This window comes from Ochrobactrum sp. 19YEA23, assembly GCF_029909865.1.
GTDB classification, from domain to species: domain Bacteria; phylum Pseudomonadota; class Alphaproteobacteria; order Rhizobiales; family Rhizobiaceae; genus Brucella; species Brucella gambitense.
The window spans coordinates 142,333-161,588 of record NZ_JASAMQ010000004.1; the positions used below are offsets into that span (position 1 = coordinate 142,333).

The window sequence follows — 19,256 nt, forward strand, 5'->3', positions numbered from 1 at the left end:
GGATGATCGAATTCATTTTGATCCGGAGTTACATGATGTCCGACAAGTCCACCTATAATCACGCGCTCACAGACTGGAACGGACCGCTGGGCCTGCCGGATTTCACCGCATTCAAAGACGAGGACTTCGCGCCTGCTTTCGATGCGACGCTTGCATCCGACCTTGCCGAAGTGGAAGCCATCACCCAGACGACTGGCGAAGCGACAATCGAAAACACGCTGAAAGCGTTGCAACTCACGGGCAAGGCGCTCGACCACGTGTCGGCCATTTTCTGGATGCGCGCAGGCGCTCACAGCAATGATGCAATTCAGGCGCTGGAGCGTGAAATTGCGCCGAAAATGTCGCGTCATTATTCGCGCATCATGATGGACCCGGCTTTGTTCGCCCGCATCGACGCGCTTTACGACAATCGAGACATGCTCGATCTCGACACGGAAACCAAACGCGTTCTGGAAAAGACCTGGAAGGGTTTTGTCCGGTCCGGCGCAAAACTCGATGATGCGGGCAAGGCTGAACTGGCTGGCATCAACGAAAAGCTCGCCGGTCTCGGTGCGCGCTTCGGCCAGAATGTACTGAAAGACGAGTCGAGCTGGGCGCTGTTCATCACCGATGAAGTCGATCTTGCCGGACTGCCGGATTTTCTCAAAAACGCGATGCAGAGCGCCGCAGCTGAACGCGGCAAGCCGGATGCTTACGCCGTCACGCTGTCGCGTTCCATCGTAGAGCCATTCCTCACCTTCTCGCAAAACCGCGCCTTGCGCGAACAGGCCTTCAATGCCTGGGCCAAGCGCGGCGAGAACGGCAACGAATCCGATAATCGCGAGATCGTGCGCGAGATGGTTGAGCTGCGCGAGCGCAAGGCCCATCTGCTCGGCTATGCGAATTTCGCAGCCTACAAGCTGGATGACACCATGGCCAAAACGCCAAAGGCCGTCATGGATCTGCTGGAACCGGTTTGGGACAAGGCGCGCGCAAAGGCTGCCGAAGAACAGGCAGAGCTTGAACGCCTGATCGCCGCCGATGGCAGCAATCATAAAGTCGCGCCATGGGACTGGCGTTTTTACGCTGAAAAGCTGCGTGCCGAACGCTTTGCCTTCGATGAGGCCGAATTGAAGCCTTATCTGCAACTGGAAAAGATCATCGAAGCAAGCTTCGATGTCGCCACCCGCCTCTTCGGCGTTCGCTTCGAAGAAAAGAAGGGCATTGCCGCATGGCATCCCGACGTGCGCGTGTTTCAGGTTTTCAACCCGGATGGCAGCGAACGCGGTCTGTTCCTCGGCGATTATTTCGCCCGGACATCGAAGCGCTCCGGCGCGTGGATGAGCGCGCTGCAATCCAGCCACAAGCTCGACAACGGCCAGAAGCCGATCATCTACAATGTGATAAATTTCGCAAAGCCCAAGGCCGGTGAGCCTGCCCTGCTGTCGCTCGACGATGCCCGCACGCTTTTCCACGAGTTCGGCCATGCGCTGCACGGACTTCTGTCGGATGTGACCTGGCCTGCCGTTTCCGGCACCGCCGTGTCACGCGACTTCGTGGAACTGCCGTCCCAGCTTTACGAACACTGGCTGACCGTGCCTGCCGTTCTAGAAAAATATGCTGTGCATTACCGCACCGGCGAAGCAATGCCCAAGGCGCTTCTCGACAAGGTTCTGGCTGCGCGTTCGTTCAATGCCGGTTTCAATACGGTTGAGTTCACCGCGTCCGCTCTGGTGGATATGGCGTTCCATACCGGCAATGAGAAAATCGCCGACCCGCTTTCCTTCGAGGCAAAGACGCTCGAAAAGCTCTCCATGCCCGATGCGATCATCATGCGCCATCGGACGCCGCATTTCACACATGTCTTCTCCGGCGATGGCTACTCTGCCGGTTACTATTCCTACATGTGGTCGGAAGTGCTGGATGCGGATGCATTCTCGGCTTTTGAAGAAACCGGCGACGCTTTCAACCCGGAACTCGCAGCCAAGCTGAAGCAGCATATTTACGCCGCTGGCGGGAGCCGCGACCCGGAAGATCTGTACAAGGCATTCCGCGGCAAGATGCCGACACCGGATGCGATGATCGAAAAGCGCGGATTGAACTAAAGAAAAAGGCCGGGAAACCGGCCTTTTTATTACTTATGGGTAAGGATGTTGACCAGTCGTCCATAAGGATCGCGAACGAAGAAACGGCGAACACCCCATTCCTCGTCAGCTGGACCGTATTCGAAGGCAAACCCGGCTGCGACGCACCGCTCCAGCGTCGCATCTACGTCGTCAACCTCGATGGAGAGATCGGGCACCGGCGTGCCCGAGCCGCCTTCTGTCGCGAATGCGATCTGCACGCGCGCCTGCGCATCGGCTGCATAAGTAACAATCCAGCCGTGATCCATCACCACATCGAGACCCAGAACGTCGCCATAGAAGCGCTTGGCGGCGGCCACGTCATCTGTGGCGATATTGGTGACGATGCGGCGGACAGCCATCAGTATTCGCCGAGCTTGATATCCGGCGTATAGTCAACGCCGTCGACTTCCTTCACGACCGGCTGGCCGCACTGCATCACGCCGGTTGCCGCGTTGAAGGCATAGGTCGGCGAGCCATAAAGCTGCCAACCCTTGTTGAGCGCCGCCGTAACGCGGTGACAGAATGCGGAATCATCCGGTCCGGTGATGAAACGATAGAGCTTCATGGTCAGTCTTCCTTTTTAAACTAGTTCTTTGTTCCTTAGCATTTCCAAACGCAAAACCGTTTCACACTTTTGCTGGAAGTGCTTTCGCGAGCAACCTTTCGGCCATTCCCAGATGCAGGCGCTCGATCATCTGACCATCAAGTGACACAACGCCCTTATCAGCGTTTTCCGGTTGTGCGAACAGCTCTACGACGGCTCGCGCATGTGCCACTTCCTCTTCCGTTGGCGAGAAAGCGCGATTGGCGGCCTCAATCTGGCCCGGATGAATCAGCGTCTTGCCGTCGAAACCCATCGCGGCTCCCTGCAAACATTCCGCTTCAAAACCAACCTGATCGCGAAAATCGTTGAAGACGCCATCAAGAACGGTAAACCCGCCAGCACGCGCCGCGAGAATGATCTGCATCAGCCATGGCACAAGATAAGGACGTCCGGCTTGCGGGCGAACACCGGTTTCCCGCGCAATATCGTTCGGACCGACAACGAAACAGGCAAGCCGCACTGCCGAACGATGGCCAAGCATGGCTATCTCGTCCGCGTTCAAAATGCCACGCGGGGTTTCAATCATTGCCCAAACCCCTACAGATGGATCGGCATCCTTGCGATCAAGCCGGTTGGCGGCATCGATAATATCCTGAGGGCGCTCGACTTTCGGCAGGAGAATGGCGTCGGCACCCATATCAGCCGCTACTGCCACATCATCCTTGCCCCATGGCGTCTCGCCGGAATTGACGCGAATGATGCGCTCGAAGGCTGGTTTCGGATGAGCAGCAAAATGCGCAGCCAACGCCTCGCGCGCCGATTGCTTTGCGTCTGGCGCAACGGAATCTTCCAGATCGTAGATCACGCAATCGGCTTCAAGCGTCAGCGATTTTTCCAGCGCGCGCGGATTGGCAGCCGGGACAAACAGAACGGAACGGCGAGGACGAGCGATTGTTTTCATAGCCGATTTGTGCACGGAACTGCGGCACGGTGCAACCCTCGGACACCGGTTAAACACCCCGCAAAAGCAGGGGCTTGAAATCCGGGGCCTGCCCGCCTATTTTCCAGCCTTCGGTTGAATGCGCCAGCCGCCCGCAGGTTTCAAGCCACGGTAAAGCATTTGGAGTAAACGTTCCTGTCCCGTGACGGCAGAAACGGCAATGCGGGCACCCGTTCATGAAAACGCCGCTCACAATCAGGAGCGAAAACAATGACCACAGCTACGACCGCTGGGCACACTACTATTGACTTCAAGCATCAGGCTCGCCGTTTGCGGCAAGCTTTGAGCGAGGAAGGTATTACCATCAGCCACGGCAAGGCGCTGGATCTCGTGGCCCGTCAGTCGGGCACGCGTGACTGGAACACGCTTTCCGCCACTGGCAGCAAGGCCGAAGTCATGCCGGTTGCCGTTCAGGACGACACAGCGCCCTATCGTGTCGGCCAGCGCACCTCCGGCATGTTTCACACCACACCCTTCGACGCGCGTATCATTGGCGTCGAGGAAACGATCAAGCCCGATCTGTGGCGGATTACATTGCAGTTCGAACCGGCGATCGATGTCGCTGTCTCTCCGAACATGTCGATGCGCCGCAGACGCTTTACGATTGTTGTCGGCAGCGACGGAAAATCCCGCCGCCTGACCGGCAGCGAGAGTGGCGGCGTGGTGTTGAATGTCCAATAATTGCGGATGCGGCATTTGCAGCGCATGATTCAGAAAGGTTGACGCGCTTTTCCGACAGGATTATGCGCATCATTCGACAGTCGAACCGTCCGGATCGCCTCAAAACGGTCTGGATGGTTCGATAAATCCGCCGCAGGTTGCGACCTATTGGGCAGTTTTGGCCTGAAACGTTGACTCTCGGCAATGCTGATGTAAACCAGTTCGCAACATAGCTAATACCCAACCGACAGGTTCAGGACATGGATAAGTTCACCAAGCTCACCGGCGTCGCCGCTCCCCTGCCGATCGTCAACATCGACACGGATATGATCATTCCGAAGGATTACCTGAAGACGATCAAGCGCACGGGCCTGAGCACGGGTCTGTTTGCGGAAATGCGCTTTAACGAAGACGGTTCCGAAAACCCTGATTTCGTTCTGAACAAGCCGGGCTATCGCAACGCCCAGATCCTGGTCGCCGGCGATAATTTCGGCTGCGGCTCCTCGCGCGAGCATGCCCCTTGGGCACTGCTCGACTTCGGTATCCGTTGCGTGATTTCGACCTCGTTTGCCGACATCTTCTATAATAACTGCTTCAAGAACGGCATTCTGCCGATCAAGGTCAGCCAGGAAGATCTCGACAAGCTCATGGACGACGCGTCGCGCGGCGCCAATGCCACCCTCACCGTTGATCTCGAAGCAAAGGAAATCCATGGCCCTGACGGCGGCACGATTTCCTTCGACGTCGACGACTTCAAGCGCCACTGCCTGCTCAACGGTCTGGACGATATCGGCCTGACCATGGAGAAGGCGAAGAGCATCGACACGTTCGAAGCCAAGCGCGCCGAACTGCGTCCCTGGGCCTGATGACACACTATGCGTTATACGCGGCCCGCAAGCCCGGTGGCCTGAGCAATTGAATAGGACACGATTGGCTGGAATGGCCCGAGAAGATCAAAGCGGCGACTGGGCGGGACGTTTCTCGCCCTCGCTGGATGAAGTTGAATCCATCGCGATTGAAGCTCTTGCGCATCTGCCGCAGGAGTTTCGCGCGTTGTGCGGCGACATTGTCATCCAGATCGCCGATTTTCCTGAAGACCAGATCATCGAAGATATGGGGCTGGATACGCCGTTCGACCTGCTCGGGCTTTTTGAAGGTCGAGGCATTGGCGAGCGTTTCAGCCTGCAGACCGGTGAAGGTCCTAACCGCATCACGCTCTATCGGCGCGCCATTCTCGATTACTGGTCTGAAAACGAGGAAACGCTGGGCGATATCATCACCCATGTGCTGATTCACGAGATTGGCCATCACTTCGGCCTGTCAGACGATGACATGGAAGCCATCGAAGCTCAGGCGGAATAACGCTTGTTAGATATCGATTGAAAAAGGCGCCCTCATCGGGCGCCTTTTTGTTTGATGTCAAGCAACGCTCAAACGCACGTCAATATTGCCGCGGGTGGCGTGCGAATATGGGCAAACGATGTGAGCGGCCTGCACCAGCGCTTCCGCTTTTGCCTTTTCGACACCCGGAAGCGCCACTTCCAGCGCAACATCGAGACCGAACCCCGTACCGTCCTCGCGCGGGCCGATACCAACAGTAGCCGTGACCGTGCTGTCGGCTGCAATGGCAACCTTTTCCTTCGAAGCCACGAACTTCAACGCGCCAAGGAAGCATGCTGCATAGCCCGATGCGAAAAGCTGCTCGGGATTGGTGCCTTCGCCGCCCTGACCGCCAAGTTCCTTTGGCGTGTCGAGCACGACGCTCAGGCGACCATCTGCGGTCTTGGCGCTGCCGGTGCGTCCGCCGGTTGCTGTCGACTGGGTGGTGTACAGAATAGGCATAGGGTTTCTCCTTCGGTTGAATTCATCTCCACACACAAGCTATCGATTATTAAATTGTGCGCAATCTAATTTTGCAAAATGATTTCTCACAATTATGTGATGCACAATGCAATTGCGCATGATTTATGTTAAGGAAGGAAAGCGCAGAAATAGCGCTTGAAGGAATTGGCGCATGACACAGGACTCATTTCTCAAACTTTCGAACATGGTCTGCTTTGCGATCTATTCGACCGCGAACGCTTTGACGCGCGCCTACCAGCCGATCCTGAGCAAGCTGGACCTGACCTATCCGCAGTTTCTGGTGATGCTGGTGCTGTGGGAAAAAGACGACCAGACCGTTTCCGAAATTGGCGCGAAGCTCAATCTCGACTCCGGCACACTGACGCCACTCTTGAAACGGCTGGAAACGGCAGGCCGCATCACGCGCCGCCGCGACCCACGGGATGAACGGCAAGTGCGTATCACGCTTACCGATGAAGGCCTCAAACTGCGCGAAGCGGCTGAGTCTGTACCGGACCAGATATTCTGCGCGCTCGGCCAGCCAGTCGATGATCTGAAGGAGTTGCGCGCCCGCCTGCTCGACATTCGCGGCAATCTGGCCGACAGCGTGGAACGCTAAGCGTTCATTCTGAAAATACGGATTTAAACTTCTCCCGAAGCAGGGATTTCTGCACTTTGCCCATAGCGTTTCTGGGCAGTTCTTCCATCAACACCAGTTTCTTTGGTCTCTTGAAATTGGCCAGTGAGGCTGAAATCGTTTTGGAAATCAGTTCCAGATCAGGAGAGACACCTGGCACCGGAACGACAATTCCAAGCACAGCCTCGCCGAAATCTAAATGCGAAACGCCCACAACTGCACTTTCGAGGATACCCGGTTGGGCATCGAGAAGCAGTTCGATTTCCTTTGGATAGACGTTGAGCCCGCCCGAAATAATCAGATCCTTGGCTCGACCGACGATATGCACGTAACCATTGGCATCCAGCTTTCCGATATCGCCGGTGATGAAGAAGCCATTCTGACGCAACTCCGCATCGGTCTTCTCAGGCATCCGCCAATAGCCCGCAAAGATGCCCGGACCGCGCACTTCGATCATTCCGGTTTCACCCTTTGCTAAAGGCTCGCCCGTTTCGGGATCAGTGATTATGAGTTCCACGCCCGGCACTGGCAAACCAACGGTTCCGGCACGGCGTTCTCCATTGTATGGATTGGAAGCCGTTATGTTCGTTTCGGTCATACCGTAACGTTCCAGAATGCAATGGCCGGTACGCTGTTCAAATGCGTCGAATGTTTCAGAACGCAACGGCGCCGATCCTGAGATAAACACTCTTATGCGCGCAGCCGCATCGCGTGTGAGCCGAGCGTCGCTGAGAAGACGATCATAGAACGTTGGCACACCCATCATCGATGTGGCCTCGGGCAGCATTTCGAATACTTGATCCAGATCGAACTTTGGAAGAAACAGAATCGTACCACCGGCCAACAGCATGACGTTGCAGGCGATAAACAGCCCATGAATGTGGGATAAAGGCAAAGCGTGGAGCAGGACATCGTCGCTCGTAAACTGCCACAACTGCTTCAATGCCTGTGCATTTGAAAGCAGATTTGCGTGGGTGAGCATTGCACCTTTCGAGCGCCCAGTGGTGCCGGATGTATAAAGTATGGCGGCCAGATCATTGGGCATACGATCAACGACCGTGAACTGACGTCGTTGCCGCCGCGCCTCATCCATCAAACTGCCGCTCCCATCAGCGTTGAGCGTAAAGATCGCAAGATCGAGCTTTCTGATAGCCTCCTCTAAAGAAGAAGCCGTCTCAGAACAGCATACGATCCCTCGAACGTCCCCGTCATCAAGATAATAGGCCAACTCGGTGAGGGTATAAGCCGTATTCAAAGGGATAAGCACAATGCCTGTCATGATGCAGGCTGCGTAAAGACCCAGCGCTTCGAAGCTTTTATCCGCCTGCACAATAAGCCGATCTCCGGGCGTCATCCCGCTTCTTGCAAGGACATGTGCTTGAGAACTTGCCAGCTCTAGAAAGCCGCGATAAGTGATGGACTTACCGTCCGGCTGTTGTAGAAAGAGGCGACTGTCATTGAGATGCGAACTCAGTAAAAAATCATATAAATAGTTTGGCATGAATACCTGCCGTTTAAATATCCAATTTTACTATATTGTCATAAATAAATAAAACCGACCATCCATATTTATTACGGTGTGATTTTTTCAAAAAATAGAAATTTAATGTAAAGAATAAAATTCGAACAGCTGGGCTTTTGAACGCTCGTTGCTTTCAGAATGACCGAATGCCTACTCGCATCAAACCGGACCCTAAAAGCAAAAAAGCGCCGGTTTCCCGGCGCCTTTTGCATTTCACAAGATAGCAAGGCCTATCAGGCAGCAAGTGCCTTTGGCTTGATCAGGCCGCGAGCCACCAGCAGCTCTGCGATCTGGATCGTGTTGAGCGCCGCACCCTTGCGCAGATTGTCCGAAACAATCCACATGGCCAGACCGTTTTCGACCGTGATGTCTTCACGGATACGGCTGATATAGGTTGCGTCTTCGCCAGCGGATTCATATGGCGTGATGTAGCCGCCGTCTTCGCGCTTATCGATAACCTGGCAACCCGGCGCTTCGCGCAGGATTTCACGGGCTTCTTCCGGCGAAAGCGGGTTTTCGAACTCGATATTCACAGATTCAGAATGACCAATGAAGACCGGAACGCGCACTGCAGTCGCCGTCAGCTTGATCTTCGGATCAAGCATCTTCTTGGTTTCGGCCACCATCTTCCATTCTTCCTTGGTGTAGCCGTCTTCCATGAAGACATCGATATGCGGGATCACGTTGAACGCGATACGCTTGGTGAACTTCTTCGCCGTGACAGGATCAGCCACGAAAACAGCACGCGACTGTTCGAAAAGCTCGTCCATGCCTTCCTTGCCCGCACCAGAAACCGACTGGTAGGTCGAAACGACGACGCGCTTGATCTTGGCAGCGTCGTGCAGCGGCTTCAGTGCAACCACGAGCTGAGCAGTCGAGCAGTTCGGGTTGGCAATGATGTTCTTCTTGGTGAAGCCATCGATAGCGTCCGGGTTTACTTCCGGCACGATCAGCGGCACTTCCATATCGTAACGCCAGGCCGACGAGTTATCGATGACGACACAGCCCTGCTTGCCGATCTTCGGCGACCATTCCTTCGAAATATTGCCGCCAGCAGACATCAGGCAGATGTCCGTATCGGAGAAATCATAAGTGTCGAGCGCGCGAACCTTCAGCGTCTTGTCGCCGTAGGATACTTCCGTGCCCTGGCTGCGACGTGATGCGAGCGCAACAACTTCATCAGCCGGGAAACCGCGTTCTTCGAGAATATTGAGCATTTCGCGCCCGACATTACCGGTGGCGCCGACAACTGCTACCTTGAAACCCATTTTTCGTCTCCTGTCCCTCTCCGCTTCCAGATCCGGAACCCCGCAGGCCACGCGGGTTATCCGTCCCCGGGCCAGACCCGGGGAGAGGGCGAGCAGGCCAAGGGAATCAGACCGTTTTCGTGGTCGTTTTAGTGATGGCCGTGAGTTTTTTGGTAATCGAAGGCATGCGTGCTGCCCCGGCAATGATGCCGGCAGTTCCATACGAAACTGACGCTACGGTAACGCGATCCACGCGATTTCTCCTTCGTTCGGGATTGCTTTTACGCGCTTTACAAATGGAGTCAATTCTCCACCGCTTCCGGCCTGTATTTTTTTGCACAGCAAGTAACCACGACTGGCGTCAAGCTGTCGTTTTTGTCTCATACTAAAGACTACTGCCCGAATCCCCATTTTAGGTTCATCATAATTTGGTGAGGAGAGCGCCTTCTTGTTGGGATACAGGTTGGCGCCTTGGACTGGTACCATTTGCACGTCGAATGAGGCCCAGTCTTACATTGCCCATAAGGGCTCTGTTTGGGAGGACAGATTAATGGCAGTCTCGTCAAGTGCCGATGTCGGCACGCAAAAAATGACGGGCGAAGAACGCAAAGTCATCTTTGCATCGTCGCTTGGTACCGTCTTTGAATGGTACGATTTTTATCTTTACGGAACGCTCGCTTCCTTTATCGGCGCAGCCTTTTTCAACGAATACCCCGAAGCAACGCGCAATATCTTCGTCCTGCTGGCTTTTGCTGCGGGCTTTCTGGTGCGTCCATTCGGTGCGCTCGTCTTCGGTCGTCTCGGCGATCTCGTTGGACGTAAATATACCTTCCTCGTGACCATCGTCATCATGGGCGCATCGACCTTTCTGGTCGGTCTTCTGCCCGGCTCGTCGACACTTGGCATTCTGGCTCCGATCATCCTGATCGCGCTGCGTATGCTGCAGGGCCTCGCGCTCGGCGGCGAATATGGTGGTGCGGCGACTTATGTCGCAGAACACGCGCCGAATAACCGTCGCGGCTTCTTCACCTCATGGATTCAAACCACTGCAACGCTCGGCCTGTTCCTGTCGCTGCTCGTGATCCTCGGCATCCAGACGGTTATGAGCAAGGAAGCCTTCGCAGCCTGGGGCTGGCGTATTCCATTCCTCGTCTCGATTCTTCTGCTCGGCATTTCCGTCTGGATCCGCATGCAGATGAGCGAGTCGCCCGCGTTCAAGCGCATGAAGGAAGAAGGCAAGACCTCGAAGGCGCCGCTTTCCGAAGCGTTCGGTCAGTGGAAGAATGCCAAGATCGCGCTTATCGCACTGTTCGGCCTCACCGCCGGTCAGGCCGTGGTGTGGTATTGCGGCCAGTTCTATGCGCTGTTCTTCCTTCAGAACGTTCTGAAGGTGGAAAACCAGTCGGCCAACATCATGGTGGCTATCGCCCTTCTGCTCGGCACCGGCGGTTTCCTCTTCTTCGGCTGGCTGTCGGACAAGATCGGTCGCAAGCCGATCATCATGGCCGGCCTGTTGCTGGCGGCTGTGACCTACTTCCCGCTGTTCAAGGCGCTGACCAATGCCGCCAATCCGGCTCTCGCTCAGGCTGAACAGACCATCAAGGCAACGGTCACCGCGGCACCTGGCGATTGTAACTTCCAGTTCAACGCCACGGGCACGTCCAAGTTTACCAGCTCCTGCGATGTCGCGACCAGCTTCCTCGCCAAGAGTTCGGTACCGTATGAAGTTGTGCAGACCGCTGCGGCTGGCACGCCTGCAACCGTCACCATCGGCGATGCAACGATCACGTCCTTCGACGCTGTTCAAGCCGGTGCAGGTGCTGCCGCCAAGCAGGCTGAACTCGCCCATGGTGTGAACCTTGCACTGCAGAAGGCTGGCTTCCCGCTGGTACGCGATCCTGCAAAGGTGCCGGACAGCAAGCTTGATGCTTTCCTTGCTGCCAATCCAGAACTCCAGCTCAACGCTGATGCTGTCCGCGCTGGCGACAAGGCAATGGTTCCTGCTGCCGATCTGGTGAAGCAGAAGCTCCTGACCCAGACTGAAGCCGAAGGTCTTGGCGTCAGCGCCGATCAGGCCGTCTACACCATCCCGAATGCAGGTGCATTCAAGATGGTTGCAGATCCTGCCAAGGTGAACTGGGTCATGACGATTGCGATCCTGACCATCCTCGTCATCTATGTGACGATGGTTTACGGTCCAATCGCTGCAATCCTGGTGGAAATGTTCCCGACCCGCATCCGCTACACCGGTATGTCGCTGCCTTATCATATCGGCAACGGCTGGTTCGGCGGTCTGCTTCCGGCTGGCGTGTTCGCACTCAGCGCGGCCAAGGGCGACATCTACTATGGCCTCTGGTATCCGATTGTCATCGCTTCCATCACCTTCGTGATCGGCATGATCTTCGTCAAGGAAACCAAGGGCGTCGATCTGCACAAGCTCGACTAATCCTGCATCACCGATAATGCGAAACGCCGCCCTTAAGGGGCGGCGTTTTTGCGTCTGCGTACGGAATTTCAGCGATATTGCGCTTCGATCTCAATCAGTTTCTGTTTACGCCAGAGACCACCGCCATACCCCGTCAACGACCCATCGGCACCGATCACCCGATGACACGGAATGATAATGGCAATCTGGTTAGCGCCATTGGCCCGCGCGACGGCTCTAACAGCAAGCGGCTTGTCGATAGCTTGCGCAAGCTCGCTATAGCTGCGCGTTTCCCCTGCCCCAATCGTCTGAAGTTCACGCCATACGGACTGCGTAAAGGCGCTGCCATGCAAGACCATCGGCAGATCAAAAGTCGGCGACCTGCCCTCAAAGAACGCATTCAACTGCCGTTCTACCAGATCATGCGTGCCGAAGCGACCGATGCCGATATCGCCGCGGCAAGTGGCATAAAGTTTCTTCAACTCGGTGGAGAGCGCCTTGCGGTCTGCAAACTCCAGCAGATGCAGATTTTTCGCATCGCAAATGGCGATCATCGTACCGAGCGGCGACTTGATCCAATCGGCGCGCAAAAGGCCGTCACCGCGCAATTTTGCCGGTGGAAGACCGAGAATGCGGGCAAAGGCGCTGCGAAACGCTTCGGGCGATTCAAAACCCGCATCAATCTGCGCATCGATGACCCGGCCTCCGTCAGCTAGGGCCTGAAAGCCATGGCGAAGGCGTTCCTGCCGCGCCATTTCCAGAAATGTCATACCGAAATGCCGTCGGAAGCTGCGCCGTACAGTGGAGAGATCAAGCCCCATCCGCGCGACATCGTCCTCGCTCCAGCGGCGTTCGGGGTCAGCCTCCAAAGCGTCGAGCAGCCTCTTGATGGAAGGCTCCGCTTCGGCGGCGGGTTGCAACGGATGACACCTTTTGCAGGCGCGAAAGCCATCCGCCATGCATTCGGCGACCGAAGCGAAAAAGCGGCAGTTTTCCCGGCGCGGTTTCCGCGCAGGGCAAGTCAGGCGGCAAAAAATGCCGGTCGAAACGACGCCGACATAGGCCCTGCCCTCATAAGAGGCATCGCGGGCCAACAACGCGTCGTAAAGTTTGTCTTGGTTCGGGAGCGTGAACAACATGACACGCATTCTTATCCGTCTGTTCGGAAATTACAGCCTCAAATCGGGCATCTATTTTCGAAAAGAAAAGCCCGCTGGTATTATTCAGCGGGCTTTCCAAATTCGCAATTTTTTGGCTGGTGATTAAGCCGAGAGCGCCTTGAACTTGGCGAGGATCGCATCACCCATTTCGGTGGTGCCAACCTTGGTCGTGCCTTCCGACCAGATATCCGCCGTGCGGATGCCGTCGTCGAGAACACCGGCAATCGCAGCTTCCAGACGGTCAGCTTCGGCAACCAGATTGAACGAATAACGCAGGCACATGGCGAGCGAAGCGATCATGGCGATCGGATTTGCAATGCCCTTGCCGGCGATATCCGGTGCGGAGCCGTGTACCGGCTCGTAAAGCGCCTTGCGCTTGCCAGTCTTGGCATCGACTGCGCCGAGCGAAGCCGATGGCAGCATACCGAGCGAACCGGTCAGCATGGCAGCAACGTCTGACAGCATGTCGCCGAACAGGTTGTCGGTCACGATAACGTCGAACTGCTTCGGCCAGCGAACGAGCTGCATGCCGCCAGCATCAGCCAGCATATGCTCCAGTTCCACGTCGGAATGCTTTTCCTTGTGACGCGCCGTGACGACCTGATTCCAGAGCACGCCCGACTTCATCACATTGCGCTTTTCCATCGAGGTGACTTTGTTGCGACGCGTGCGCGCCAGCTCGAAAGCCACATCGGTGATGCGTTCGATTTCGTAGGTGTCATAAACCTGCGTATCGATGCCGCGCTTCTGGCCGTTGCCGAGGTCGATGATTTCCTTCGGCTCGCCGAAGTAAACACCGCCCGTCAATTCGCGCAAAATCAGAATGTCGAGGCCTTCGATCACTTCCGGCTTCAGCGAAGAGGAATGGGCGAGCGCCGGGTAGCAGATAGCCGGACGCAAGTTCGCGTAAAGTTGCATGTCCTTACGCAGACGCAGAAGACCAGCTTCCGGGCGCACTTCATAAGGCACGCTATCCCACTTCGGGCCGCCAACAGCGCCAAACAGCGTGGCATCAGCAGCCAGCGCCTTCTCCATATCGGCATCCGAAATCGCCTGACCATGCGCGTCATAAGCGCAGCCGCCAACCAGACCTTCCTCGGTTTCAAAGCCGAGCTTGAGGTCCGAATTGAGGTAAGCGATGATCTTGCGGACTTCCGCCATGGCCTCGGGACCGATGCCATCGCCGGGCAGGAGAAGAAGTTTTCTGGTTGCCATAATGCCAAGCCTCTGTTTTTCAATGCACAATCACGAAAAACCGGGCGTCTTCCGAAATTGTTTTTCAAAGTTCCGGGAGGGTTATAGAGCCCTGTTGCGTGGCAGGCAACAATCAGCAGGCATGAAACTTATGAAAAAGATCAGGGCCTGTGCAGAAATTAAATAACCGATGGGACGGTCAGTCCACGAGCGTGCGGGCTTCAGATGGCAGCATGATGGGAATGCCGCCGCGCACCGGATAGGCAAGCTTTGCCTTGCGCGAAATCAGCTCGCTATGCTCCGCGTCATATTCCAGCGGACCCTTGGTCAGCGGGCAGACAAGCAGCTCAAGAAGGCGCACATCAATGCTGCCCGTATCGGTCGTTTCATTCACCATTTCATATCCTCCGGATCATTGCAGGCGCGATCCGTAATCGTCGTCTTTCACTCTCGCCAGCACCATTTCCGTGATGGCGATCAGCGTCGCAGCGCGTGTTTTGAGGTCGGGCGCCTCCAGCAGGGCCTGCTTTTCCGCAGGACCAAAGGGCGACATAATCGACAGCGCATTGACGAGCGTTTCGTTTCCGGCGCGGGCGATGCTCTCCCAGTCGGCTTCCAGATTATGCGCTTCGAGATAATCCCGGAAGGCGCGCAGCAAAGCTTCACGGTCAATATCCGCCGTATCGCGCACTTCTTCCAGATCGGTCAGAAACGGCATGATGCGGCATTGGCGATAAGGCTGGCGGCAATTGACCTCTTCCTTCACACGGAAGCGGCAAATACCCTGAAGCGTGATCAGCAATCGACCATCGCCGGTCTCCGCATAGGTCGTGATACGGCCAAGACAACCGATACTGCTCAGTGGCGGACGCAGGGTTTCATCCAGTTCGTTGACGATCTCGTCGTCGTCTTCCTCGTCGTCAATCTGCGGCTGAATCATACCGATGATCCGCTTGCCGGCGAGTGCGCTTTCAATCATCGCCAGATAACGCGGCTCGAATATGTTCAACGGAAGCTGGCCGCCGGGCAAAAGCAGGGCACCTTTCAGCGGAAATACCGGAACCAGATCAGGTATGTCGGAACCCGTTCTGTAACGGGCATTACCCACTTGCATTGCAACCTCCTTTGGAACGCTCCACGCAATTGTTGCGCGCAGCATTCCGGTAGTCCTGTTTCACGCTGCTCTGTTCGCTTATGAAAACAGCAACGAAGACAATTTCCGGCGCGCCGAAAGCGTCGCCGGGTCCGTATTGCCCCATGCTTCGAAGAACTGGAGCAGTTGCATACGCGCGCCGTCTTCGTTCCAGCTGCGATCGGCCTTCATGATAGTAAGCAGTTCATTGGCAGCATCTTCGCGACGGCCCTGCGCGTTGCGCACCTGCGCCAGATCGAAACGCGCCTGATAATCTTGCGGATCGGCCTGAAGGCGCTTTTCCAGTTCAACCGGATCACCAATCAGCTTGACCTGATCGGCAAGGGCCAGCTTGGCTTCAAGCGCGCGCACTGAGGCTGCATTCTGCTTGTCGGCCGGAATGGTGGCGAGAATTTCGCGCGCCTGTTCCGCATCGCCCGATTCCAGAACGCAGGATGCCAGACCGACAATCGCATCGACATTGTCGGGCGCGGCCTGAAGGATGGAATTGAAAATGTCGCCAGCCTGCACATAGTCGCCGGACTCAAGCAGTTCCTGCGCGGCAGTACTCGCCTCGGCAATGGCGTTTTCCTGATCGCTCGGGCCGCCGATCTTGGCGATGAATTCCTTCACCTTCGATTCCGGCAATGCGCCCATGAAGCCGTCAACCGGCTGACCATTGACGAAGGCGATAACAGCCGGAATGGACTGAATGCCGAGCTGGCCCGGAATGGACGGATGATCGTCGATGTTCATCTTGACCAGCTTGACCGCACCGCCTGCTTCCTTGACCACCTTTTCGATGACCGGCGTCAGCTGCTTGCAGGGTCCGCACCAAGGGGCCCAGAAATCGACAAGAACCGGCTGCTGGCGCGATTCGGTCAGAACGTCGGTCTGAAATGCCGCTGTCGTCGTATCCTTGATCAGATCCGATCCGCCCGCTGGCGTCGGTGCCGAACCGAAAGAAACATTTGCCGTCATCTGGCCGCCCGCATTGGCGTAAGGATTGTTCTGGCTGGTCATGGAATATTCCTCATATCTTCCGGCCCGTTCATGCACCCCGCATCACAGCCGGTGTCGATCTTTCAGTTCGTGCCAATCAATTTGTATCTGTTCCGGCGGATTTCAAGACGCGTAGTCTATACCGTTGCGTCTGCCTTCGCACCTTCTGATACTGCGAGGATACGCGGTTCGTGACCAGTCGATTTCAGGAAGGTGATCAGGTCTTCGCGCTGGATCGATGTGGTCGCTTCATTGGTCAGCGGATGCCCGTTAATGACATCATATTTCATCAGATCGGCATCGATAATAACCTGAACATTGTGGTCACGGTCATTGATCGCGCCAAAGACGGTCACTGATCCGGGAATGACACCCAGATATTCCAGCAGCTTCTCCGGTTTGCCGAACGAAACGCGACTTGCCGCACCAATCACCTGATGGATCGATTTCAGATCGACCACGGCATCTTCTTCCACTGTCACGAGGAAGAAATTGTCCTTCTTGTCTTTCAGGAACAGGTTTTTCGTGTGCCCGCCGGGAATTTCGCCGCGTAACCCTTGAGAATCGGCAACCGTAAACAAAGGCGGATGTTCAACGGTTGTCACCTCGATGCCGAGGTTTTGCAGATGATCGAGAAGCTCCTTCGGCGACAAGGCCATGATTCCACCCATTTCTATTCGATATTCAAATTGTTCCGTTCAGGCTTATAGACCATGGCTTGCACGGCTGTAACCACCCGAACGGAACTTTGGACAATCTCCGAAAATAGACATTTTATTGTAATTTCCCTGTTGCATTCCGAAAAGCCTTAGTCCATATACCGCCTGCCTGACGGAAACGACTTCCTTCGGAAACGTTTTCAGGTCGAAACTGGCGCGAGCGGGTGTAGCTCAGGGGTAGAGCACAACCTTGCCAAGGTTGGGGTCGAGGGTTCGAATCCCTTCGCCCGCTCCAGTTTCCAGCAGGCCCTATCAAAATCCCGGCTTCGTCCGGGATTTTTGCTTTTCTGGACCTCGTTTCAAACCAAACTCAACGACCCGCCAGCAAAACTGAGCTTGCGCTCAGTTGCCGACAAATTCGAATTTGTCCACGTCGACCAGACCGCGATCGGTGATCTTCAGATGCGGAATCACCGGCAGCGCGACGAACGCCAGTTGCAGGAACGGTTCTTCGAGAACAGAGCCCAGCTCCTCGGCTGCATGGCGCAGCTTGCGCAACTCCTCGCGCACCACCTCGTAAGGCTGGTCGCTCATAAGCCCGGCAATCGGCAAAGGCAGCTCGGCCAGCACCTTGCCATCCCGCACGACAACGAAGCCCCCTTCGATTTCGCCAAGCCGGTTAGCGGCGACGGCGATATCCTCGTCCGACACTCCGACGACACAGATATTGTGGCTGTCATGGCTGACGGTAGAAGCAATCGCTCCAGCTTTCAGCCCAAAACCATGCACAAAGCCTGTTGCGATGTTTCCGTTTTTGCCGTGACGCTCAACCACCGCGATTTTCACGACATCCTGTTCAAGATCGGGTTCAACGCCCGTCGGGCCGACTTTAAGCTCGAATTCGAGACTTTCGGTGATGATCTTGCCGGGAATGATGCCGATGGCACGCGTCTTGCCGCTGTTTGAATGCGAACGGAAACTGGCAGCACCGACGCGCTGCGCCTTCACGCTGTTGCGCCCCACCTCGGCAATTGTCTTGCCTGGGCAAACAGGCCTTCCGAAACCACACGTCCAGCCGACAAAACGATCTCGGCATGGCAACCTTCCAGACTGTCGATGACGACGAGATCGGCGCGCTGCCCCGGAGCCACCAGTCCACGGTCGAATAGACCGAAAGCGCGTGCTGCCGAAACACTGGCCGCACGATAGATGGCCAAAGGGGACACGCCACCGGCAATGGCGGTGCGGATCAGATAATCAAGATGACCCTGATCGGCGATATCCAATGGGTTGCGGTCGTCGGTGCAAAGCGCCAGAAACTGCGCATGACGCTCCGTGATAATCGGCATCAGCGCCTTGAGGTCCTTGGAGACCGAACCTTCGCGCACCAGAACATGCATGCCCTTGCGCATCTTCTCCAGCGCTTCTTCCGCGCTTGTCGCCTCGTGCTCGGTGCGAATGCCGACAGAGATGTAGCCGTTCAGGTCCTTGCCGCGCAGCAACGGCGCGTGACCATCAATGTGCCGCCCCTGAAAAGCCTGCAGCTTCGCCATGCATTCAGGGTCCTTGGCCAGAACGCCTGGAAAATTCATGAATTCGGCCAGGCCGATCACCTTCGGATGATCCGCAAAGGGCAGAAGATCAGCGATCAGCAGTTCCGCACCCGCCGTTTCCATATGGGTGGCGGGCACACAACTCGACAGCTGAACACGGATATCCATCACGGTTTCCAGCGCGCTATCCAGAAAGTATTTGATGCCTTCCGCGCCCAGAACATTGGCGATTTCATGCGGGTCGCAGATCACCGTCGTCACACCTTGCGGCAGTACACAGCGGTCAAACTCATGCGGTGTGATATGCGAAGATTCGATATGCAGATGCGTATCGATAAAACCCGGAACAACAATGCGTCCCGTAATGTCGATTTCCTGCTTGCCTTGATAGGTGCCGAACGTGCCGACAATGCGATCCCCGCAGATCGCAACATCGCTTTCCACGAGTTCGCCGGTGATGAGATCGAAGAAGCGGCCACCCTTCAGCACGATATCGGCAGGCTCGCGGCCTACACCCTGATCGATCATCCGTTCCAGCATCGCTTACTCCGTTCACACCTGAATCAATTCAAAA

At 56.0% G+C, this 19,256-nt stretch carries 19 protein-coding genes, 1 tRNA gene and 1 pseudogene; 8 read left to right on the forward strand and 13 right to left on the reverse strand.

Going from position 1 to position 19,256, the window contains the following annotated elements; translation table 11 throughout:
• Positions 1 to 35 precede the first annotated feature (35 nt).
• On the forward strand, positions 36 to 2,084 hold the full coding sequence (locus tag QBD01_RS12220) for a M3 family metallopeptidase (protein WP_280993291.1): 2,049 nt from the start codon (positions 36 to 38) through the stop codon (positions 2,082 to 2,084).
• 29 nt (positions 2,085 to 2,113) lie between these two features.
• On the opposite strand, the gene QBD01_RS12225 is transcribed toward QBD01_RS12220, so the two are convergent.
• The 3 genes from QBD01_RS12225 to QBD01_RS12235 form a co-directional block, all read right to left on the reverse strand.
• Positions 2,114 to 2,464, reverse strand: coding sequence for a VOC family protein (locus QBD01_RS12225; protein ID WP_280993030.1), 351 nt, complete (start codon positions 2,462 to 2,464; stop codon positions 2,114 to 2,116).
• Positions 2,464 to 2,670, reverse strand: coding sequence for a DUF1737 domain-containing protein (locus QBD01_RS12230; protein WP_078336905.1), 207 nt, complete (start codon positions 2,668 to 2,670; stop codon positions 2,464 to 2,466). The genes QBD01_RS12225 and QBD01_RS12230 overlap by 1 nt, the downstream gene beginning before the upstream one ends.
• Positions 2,671 to 2,731: 61 nt before the next feature.
• Entirely contained in the window at positions 2,732 to 3,610 is an 879-nt protein-coding gene (locus QBD01_RS12235) for a CoA ester lyase (RefSeq protein ID WP_280993031.1), read from the reverse strand.
• Between the two features lie 249 nt (positions 3,611 to 3,859).
• On the opposite strand from QBD01_RS12235, the gene QBD01_RS12240 reads away from it, so the two are divergent.
• The 3 genes from QBD01_RS12240 to QBD01_RS12250 all read left to right on the forward strand — a co-directional run bounded on the left by QBD01_RS12240 (position 3,860) and on the right by QBD01_RS12250 (position 5,671).
• A complete protein-coding gene (locus QBD01_RS12240; RefSeq protein ID WP_280993032.1) occupies positions 3,860 to 4,330 on the forward strand; it encodes a glyoxalase superfamily protein in 471 nt (156 codons plus the stop codon).
• A 239-nt stretch (positions 4,331 to 4,569) separates the two neighbouring features.
• Positions 4,570 to 5,175 carry a 3-isopropylmalate dehydratase small subunit gene (gene leuD / locus QBD01_RS12245; RefSeq protein WP_182519872.1) on the forward strand — a complete coding sequence of 202 codons (606 nt, stop codon included), beginning with the start codon at positions 4,570 to 4,572 and terminating at the stop codon, positions 5,173 to 5,175.
• A 73-nt stretch (positions 5,176 to 5,248) separates the two neighbouring features.
• Positions 5,249 to 5,671, forward strand: a complete 423-nt coding sequence (locus QBD01_RS12250; RefSeq protein ID WP_078336901.1) for a metallopeptidase family protein — start codon at positions 5,249 to 5,251, stop codon at positions 5,669 to 5,671.
• A gap of 57 nt (positions 5,672 to 5,728) precedes the next feature.
• Here QBD01_RS12250 and QBD01_RS12255 read toward each other — a convergent pair whose 3' ends face one another.
• Positions 5,729 to 6,151 (reverse strand): organic hydroperoxide resistance protein, encoded by a 423-nt coding sequence (locus QBD01_RS12255; RefSeq protein ID WP_280993033.1) that lies wholly within the window; start codon positions 6,149 to 6,151, stop codon positions 5,729 to 5,731.
• A 172-nt stretch (positions 6,152 to 6,323) separates the two neighbouring features.
• Between QBD01_RS12255 and QBD01_RS12260 the strand changes: the two genes are divergently transcribed.
• Positions 6,324 to 6,770 (forward strand): MarR family transcriptional regulator, encoded by a 447-nt coding sequence (locus QBD01_RS12260; protein ID WP_280993034.1) that lies wholly within the window; start codon positions 6,324 to 6,326, stop codon positions 6,768 to 6,770.
• Between the two features lie 4 nt (positions 6,771 to 6,774).
• On the opposite strand, the gene QBD01_RS12265 is transcribed toward QBD01_RS12260, so the two are convergent.
• Positions 6,775 to 8,289: an AMP-binding protein gene (locus QBD01_RS12265; RefSeq protein ID WP_280993035.1), complete on the reverse strand. Its 1,515-nt coding sequence runs from the start codon at positions 8,287 to 8,289 to the stop codon at positions 6,775 to 6,777.
• Between the two features lie 254 nt (positions 8,290 to 8,543).
• Positions 8,544 to 9,578 (reverse strand): aspartate-semialdehyde dehydrogenase, encoded by a 1,035-nt coding sequence (locus tag QBD01_RS12270; RefSeq protein ID WP_182519870.1) that lies wholly within the window; start codon positions 9,576 to 9,578, stop codon positions 8,544 to 8,546.
• 529 nt (positions 9,579 to 10,107) lie between these two features.
• On the opposite strand from QBD01_RS12270, the gene QBD01_RS12275 reads away from it, so the two are divergent.
• Positions 10,108 to 12,003, forward strand: a complete 1,896-nt coding sequence (locus QBD01_RS12275; RefSeq protein ID WP_280993036.1) for an MFS transporter — start codon at positions 10,108 to 10,110, stop codon at positions 12,001 to 12,003.
• Positions 12,004 to 12,071: 68 nt separating this feature from the next.
• Here QBD01_RS12275 and QBD01_RS12280 read toward each other — a convergent pair whose 3' ends face one another.
• The gene (locus QBD01_RS12280; RefSeq protein WP_280993037.1) at positions 12,072 to 13,121 is read right to left on the reverse strand and encodes a trifunctional transcriptional activator/DNA repair protein Ada/methylated-DNA--[protein]-cysteine S-methyltransferase; all 1,050 of its coding nucleotides are present in this window, start codon (positions 13,119 to 13,121) and stop codon (positions 12,072 to 12,074) included.
• Between QBD01_RS12280 and QBD01_RS12285 the strand changes: the two genes are divergently transcribed.
• A complete protein-coding gene (locus QBD01_RS12285) occupies positions 13,120 to 13,248 on the forward strand; it encodes a hypothetical protein (protein ID WP_280993038.1) in 129 nt (42 codons plus the stop codon). The genes QBD01_RS12280 and QBD01_RS12285 overlap by 2 nt on opposite strands.
• Here QBD01_RS12285 and leuB read toward each other — a convergent pair.
• From leuB to QBD01_RS12310, 5 genes are all read right to left on the reverse strand, one after another.
• The gene (gene leuB / locus QBD01_RS12290) at positions 13,245 to 14,357 is read right to left on the reverse strand and encodes a 3-isopropylmalate dehydrogenase (protein ID WP_078336896.1); all 1,113 of its coding nucleotides are present in this window, start codon (positions 14,355 to 14,357) and stop codon (positions 13,245 to 13,247) included. The two genes, QBD01_RS12285 and leuB, sit on opposite strands and share 4 nt — an antisense overlap.
• Before the next feature lie 178 nt (positions 14,358 to 14,535).
• A complete protein-coding gene (locus tag QBD01_RS12295) occupies positions 14,536 to 14,733 on the reverse strand; it encodes a Trm112 family protein (protein ID WP_210276438.1) in 198 nt (65 codons plus the stop codon).
• 15 nt (positions 14,734 to 14,748) lie between these two features.
• Entirely contained in the window at positions 14,749 to 15,450 is a 702-nt protein-coding gene (locus QBD01_RS12300; protein WP_280993039.1) for an LON peptidase substrate-binding domain-containing protein, read from the reverse strand.
• 78 nt (positions 15,451 to 15,528) lie between these two features.
• Positions 15,529 to 16,491, reverse strand: coding sequence for a thioredoxin (gene trxA / locus QBD01_RS12305; protein WP_280993040.1), 963 nt, complete (start codon positions 16,489 to 16,491; stop codon positions 15,529 to 15,531).
• 116 nt (positions 16,492 to 16,607) lie between these two features.
• Positions 16,608 to 17,129, reverse strand: coding sequence for a prolyl-tRNA synthetase associated domain-containing protein (locus QBD01_RS12310; RefSeq protein WP_151590556.1), 522 nt, complete (start codon positions 17,127 to 17,129; stop codon positions 16,608 to 16,610).
• A gap of 220 nt (positions 17,130 to 17,349) precedes the next feature.
• Between QBD01_RS12310 and QBD01_RS12315 the strand changes: the two genes are divergently transcribed.
• Positions 17,350 to 17,424, forward strand: a tRNA-Gly gene (locus QBD01_RS12315).
• A gap of 107 nt (positions 17,425 to 17,531) precedes the next feature.
• On the opposite strand, the pseudogene ade reads toward QBD01_RS12315, so the two are convergent.
• Positions 17,532 to 19,222: pseudogene (gene ade, locus QBD01_RS12320) on the reverse strand (adenine deaminase).
• Between the last annotated feature and the right edge of the window lie 34 nt (positions 19,223 to 19,256).

Excerpts from the sequence above, each read along its gene's own strand:
- QBD01_RS12275 (WP_280993036.1), top strand. The coding sequence starts at position 10,108 with ATGGCAGTCTCGTCAAGTGCCGATGTCGGCACGCAAAAAATGACGGGC.
- QBD01_RS12240 (WP_280993032.1), top strand. The coding sequence starts at position 3,860 with ATGACCACAGCTACGACCGCTGGGCACACTACTATTGACTTCAAGCAT.
- QBD01_RS12230 (WP_078336905.1), bottom strand. The coding sequence starts at position 2,670 with ATGAAGCTCTATCGTTTCATCACCGGACCGGATGATTCCGCATTCTGT.
- QBD01_RS12285 (WP_280993038.1), top strand. The coding sequence starts at position 13,120 with ATGACACGCATTCTTATCCGTCTGTTCGGAAATTACAGCCTCAAATCG.
- trxA (WP_280993040.1), bottom strand. The coding sequence starts at position 16,491 with ATGACCAGCCAGAACAATCCTTACGCCAATGCGGGCGGCCAGATGACG.
- QBD01_RS12220 (WP_280993291.1), top strand. The coding sequence starts at position 36 with ATGTCCGACAAGTCCACCTATAATCACGCGCTCACAGACTGGAACGGA.
- QBD01_RS12310 (WP_151590556.1), bottom strand. The coding sequence starts at position 17,129 with ATGGCCTTGTCGCCGAAGGAGCTTCTCGATCATCTGCAAAACCTCGGC.
- QBD01_RS12300 (WP_280993039.1), bottom strand. The coding sequence starts at position 15,450 with ATGCAAGTGGGTAATGCCCGTTACAGAACGGGTTCCGACATACCTGAT.
- QBD01_RS12235 (WP_280993031.1), bottom strand. The coding sequence starts at position 3,610 with ATGAAAACAATCGCTCGTCCTCGCCGTTCCGTTCTGTTTGTCCCGGCT.
- QBD01_RS12295 (WP_210276438.1), bottom strand. The coding sequence starts at position 14,733 with ATGGTGAATGAAACGACCGATACGGGCAGCATTGATGTGCGCCTTCTT.
- QBD01_RS12225 (WP_280993030.1), bottom strand. The coding sequence starts at position 2,464 with ATGGCTGTCCGCCGCATCGTCACCAATATCGCCACAGATGACGTGGCC.
- QBD01_RS12265 (WP_280993035.1), bottom strand. The coding sequence starts at position 8,289 with ATGCCAAACTATTTATATGATTTTTTACTGAGTTCGCATCTCAATGAC.
- QBD01_RS12260 (WP_280993034.1), top strand. The coding sequence starts at position 6,324 with ATGACACAGGACTCATTTCTCAAACTTTCGAACATGGTCTGCTTTGCG.
- leuB (WP_078336896.1), bottom strand. The coding sequence starts at position 14,357 with ATGGCAACCAGAAAACTTCTTCTCCTGCCCGGCGATGGCATCGGTCCC.
- leuD (WP_182519872.1), top strand. The coding sequence starts at position 4,570 with ATGGATAAGTTCACCAAGCTCACCGGCGTCGCCGCTCCCCTGCCGATC.
- QBD01_RS12255 (WP_280993033.1), bottom strand. The coding sequence starts at position 6,151 with ATGCCTATTCTGTACACCACCCAGTCGACAGCAACCGGCGGACGCACC.
- QBD01_RS12280 (WP_280993037.1), bottom strand. The coding sequence starts at position 13,121 with ATGTTGTTCACGCTCCCGAACCAAGACAAACTTTACGACGCGTTGTTG.
- QBD01_RS12250 (WP_078336901.1), top strand. The coding sequence starts at position 5,249 with ATGGCCCGAGAAGATCAAAGCGGCGACTGGGCGGGACGTTTCTCGCCC.
- QBD01_RS12270 (WP_182519870.1), bottom strand. The coding sequence starts at position 9,578 with ATGGGTTTCAAGGTAGCAGTTGTCGGCGCCACCGGTAATGTCGGGCGC.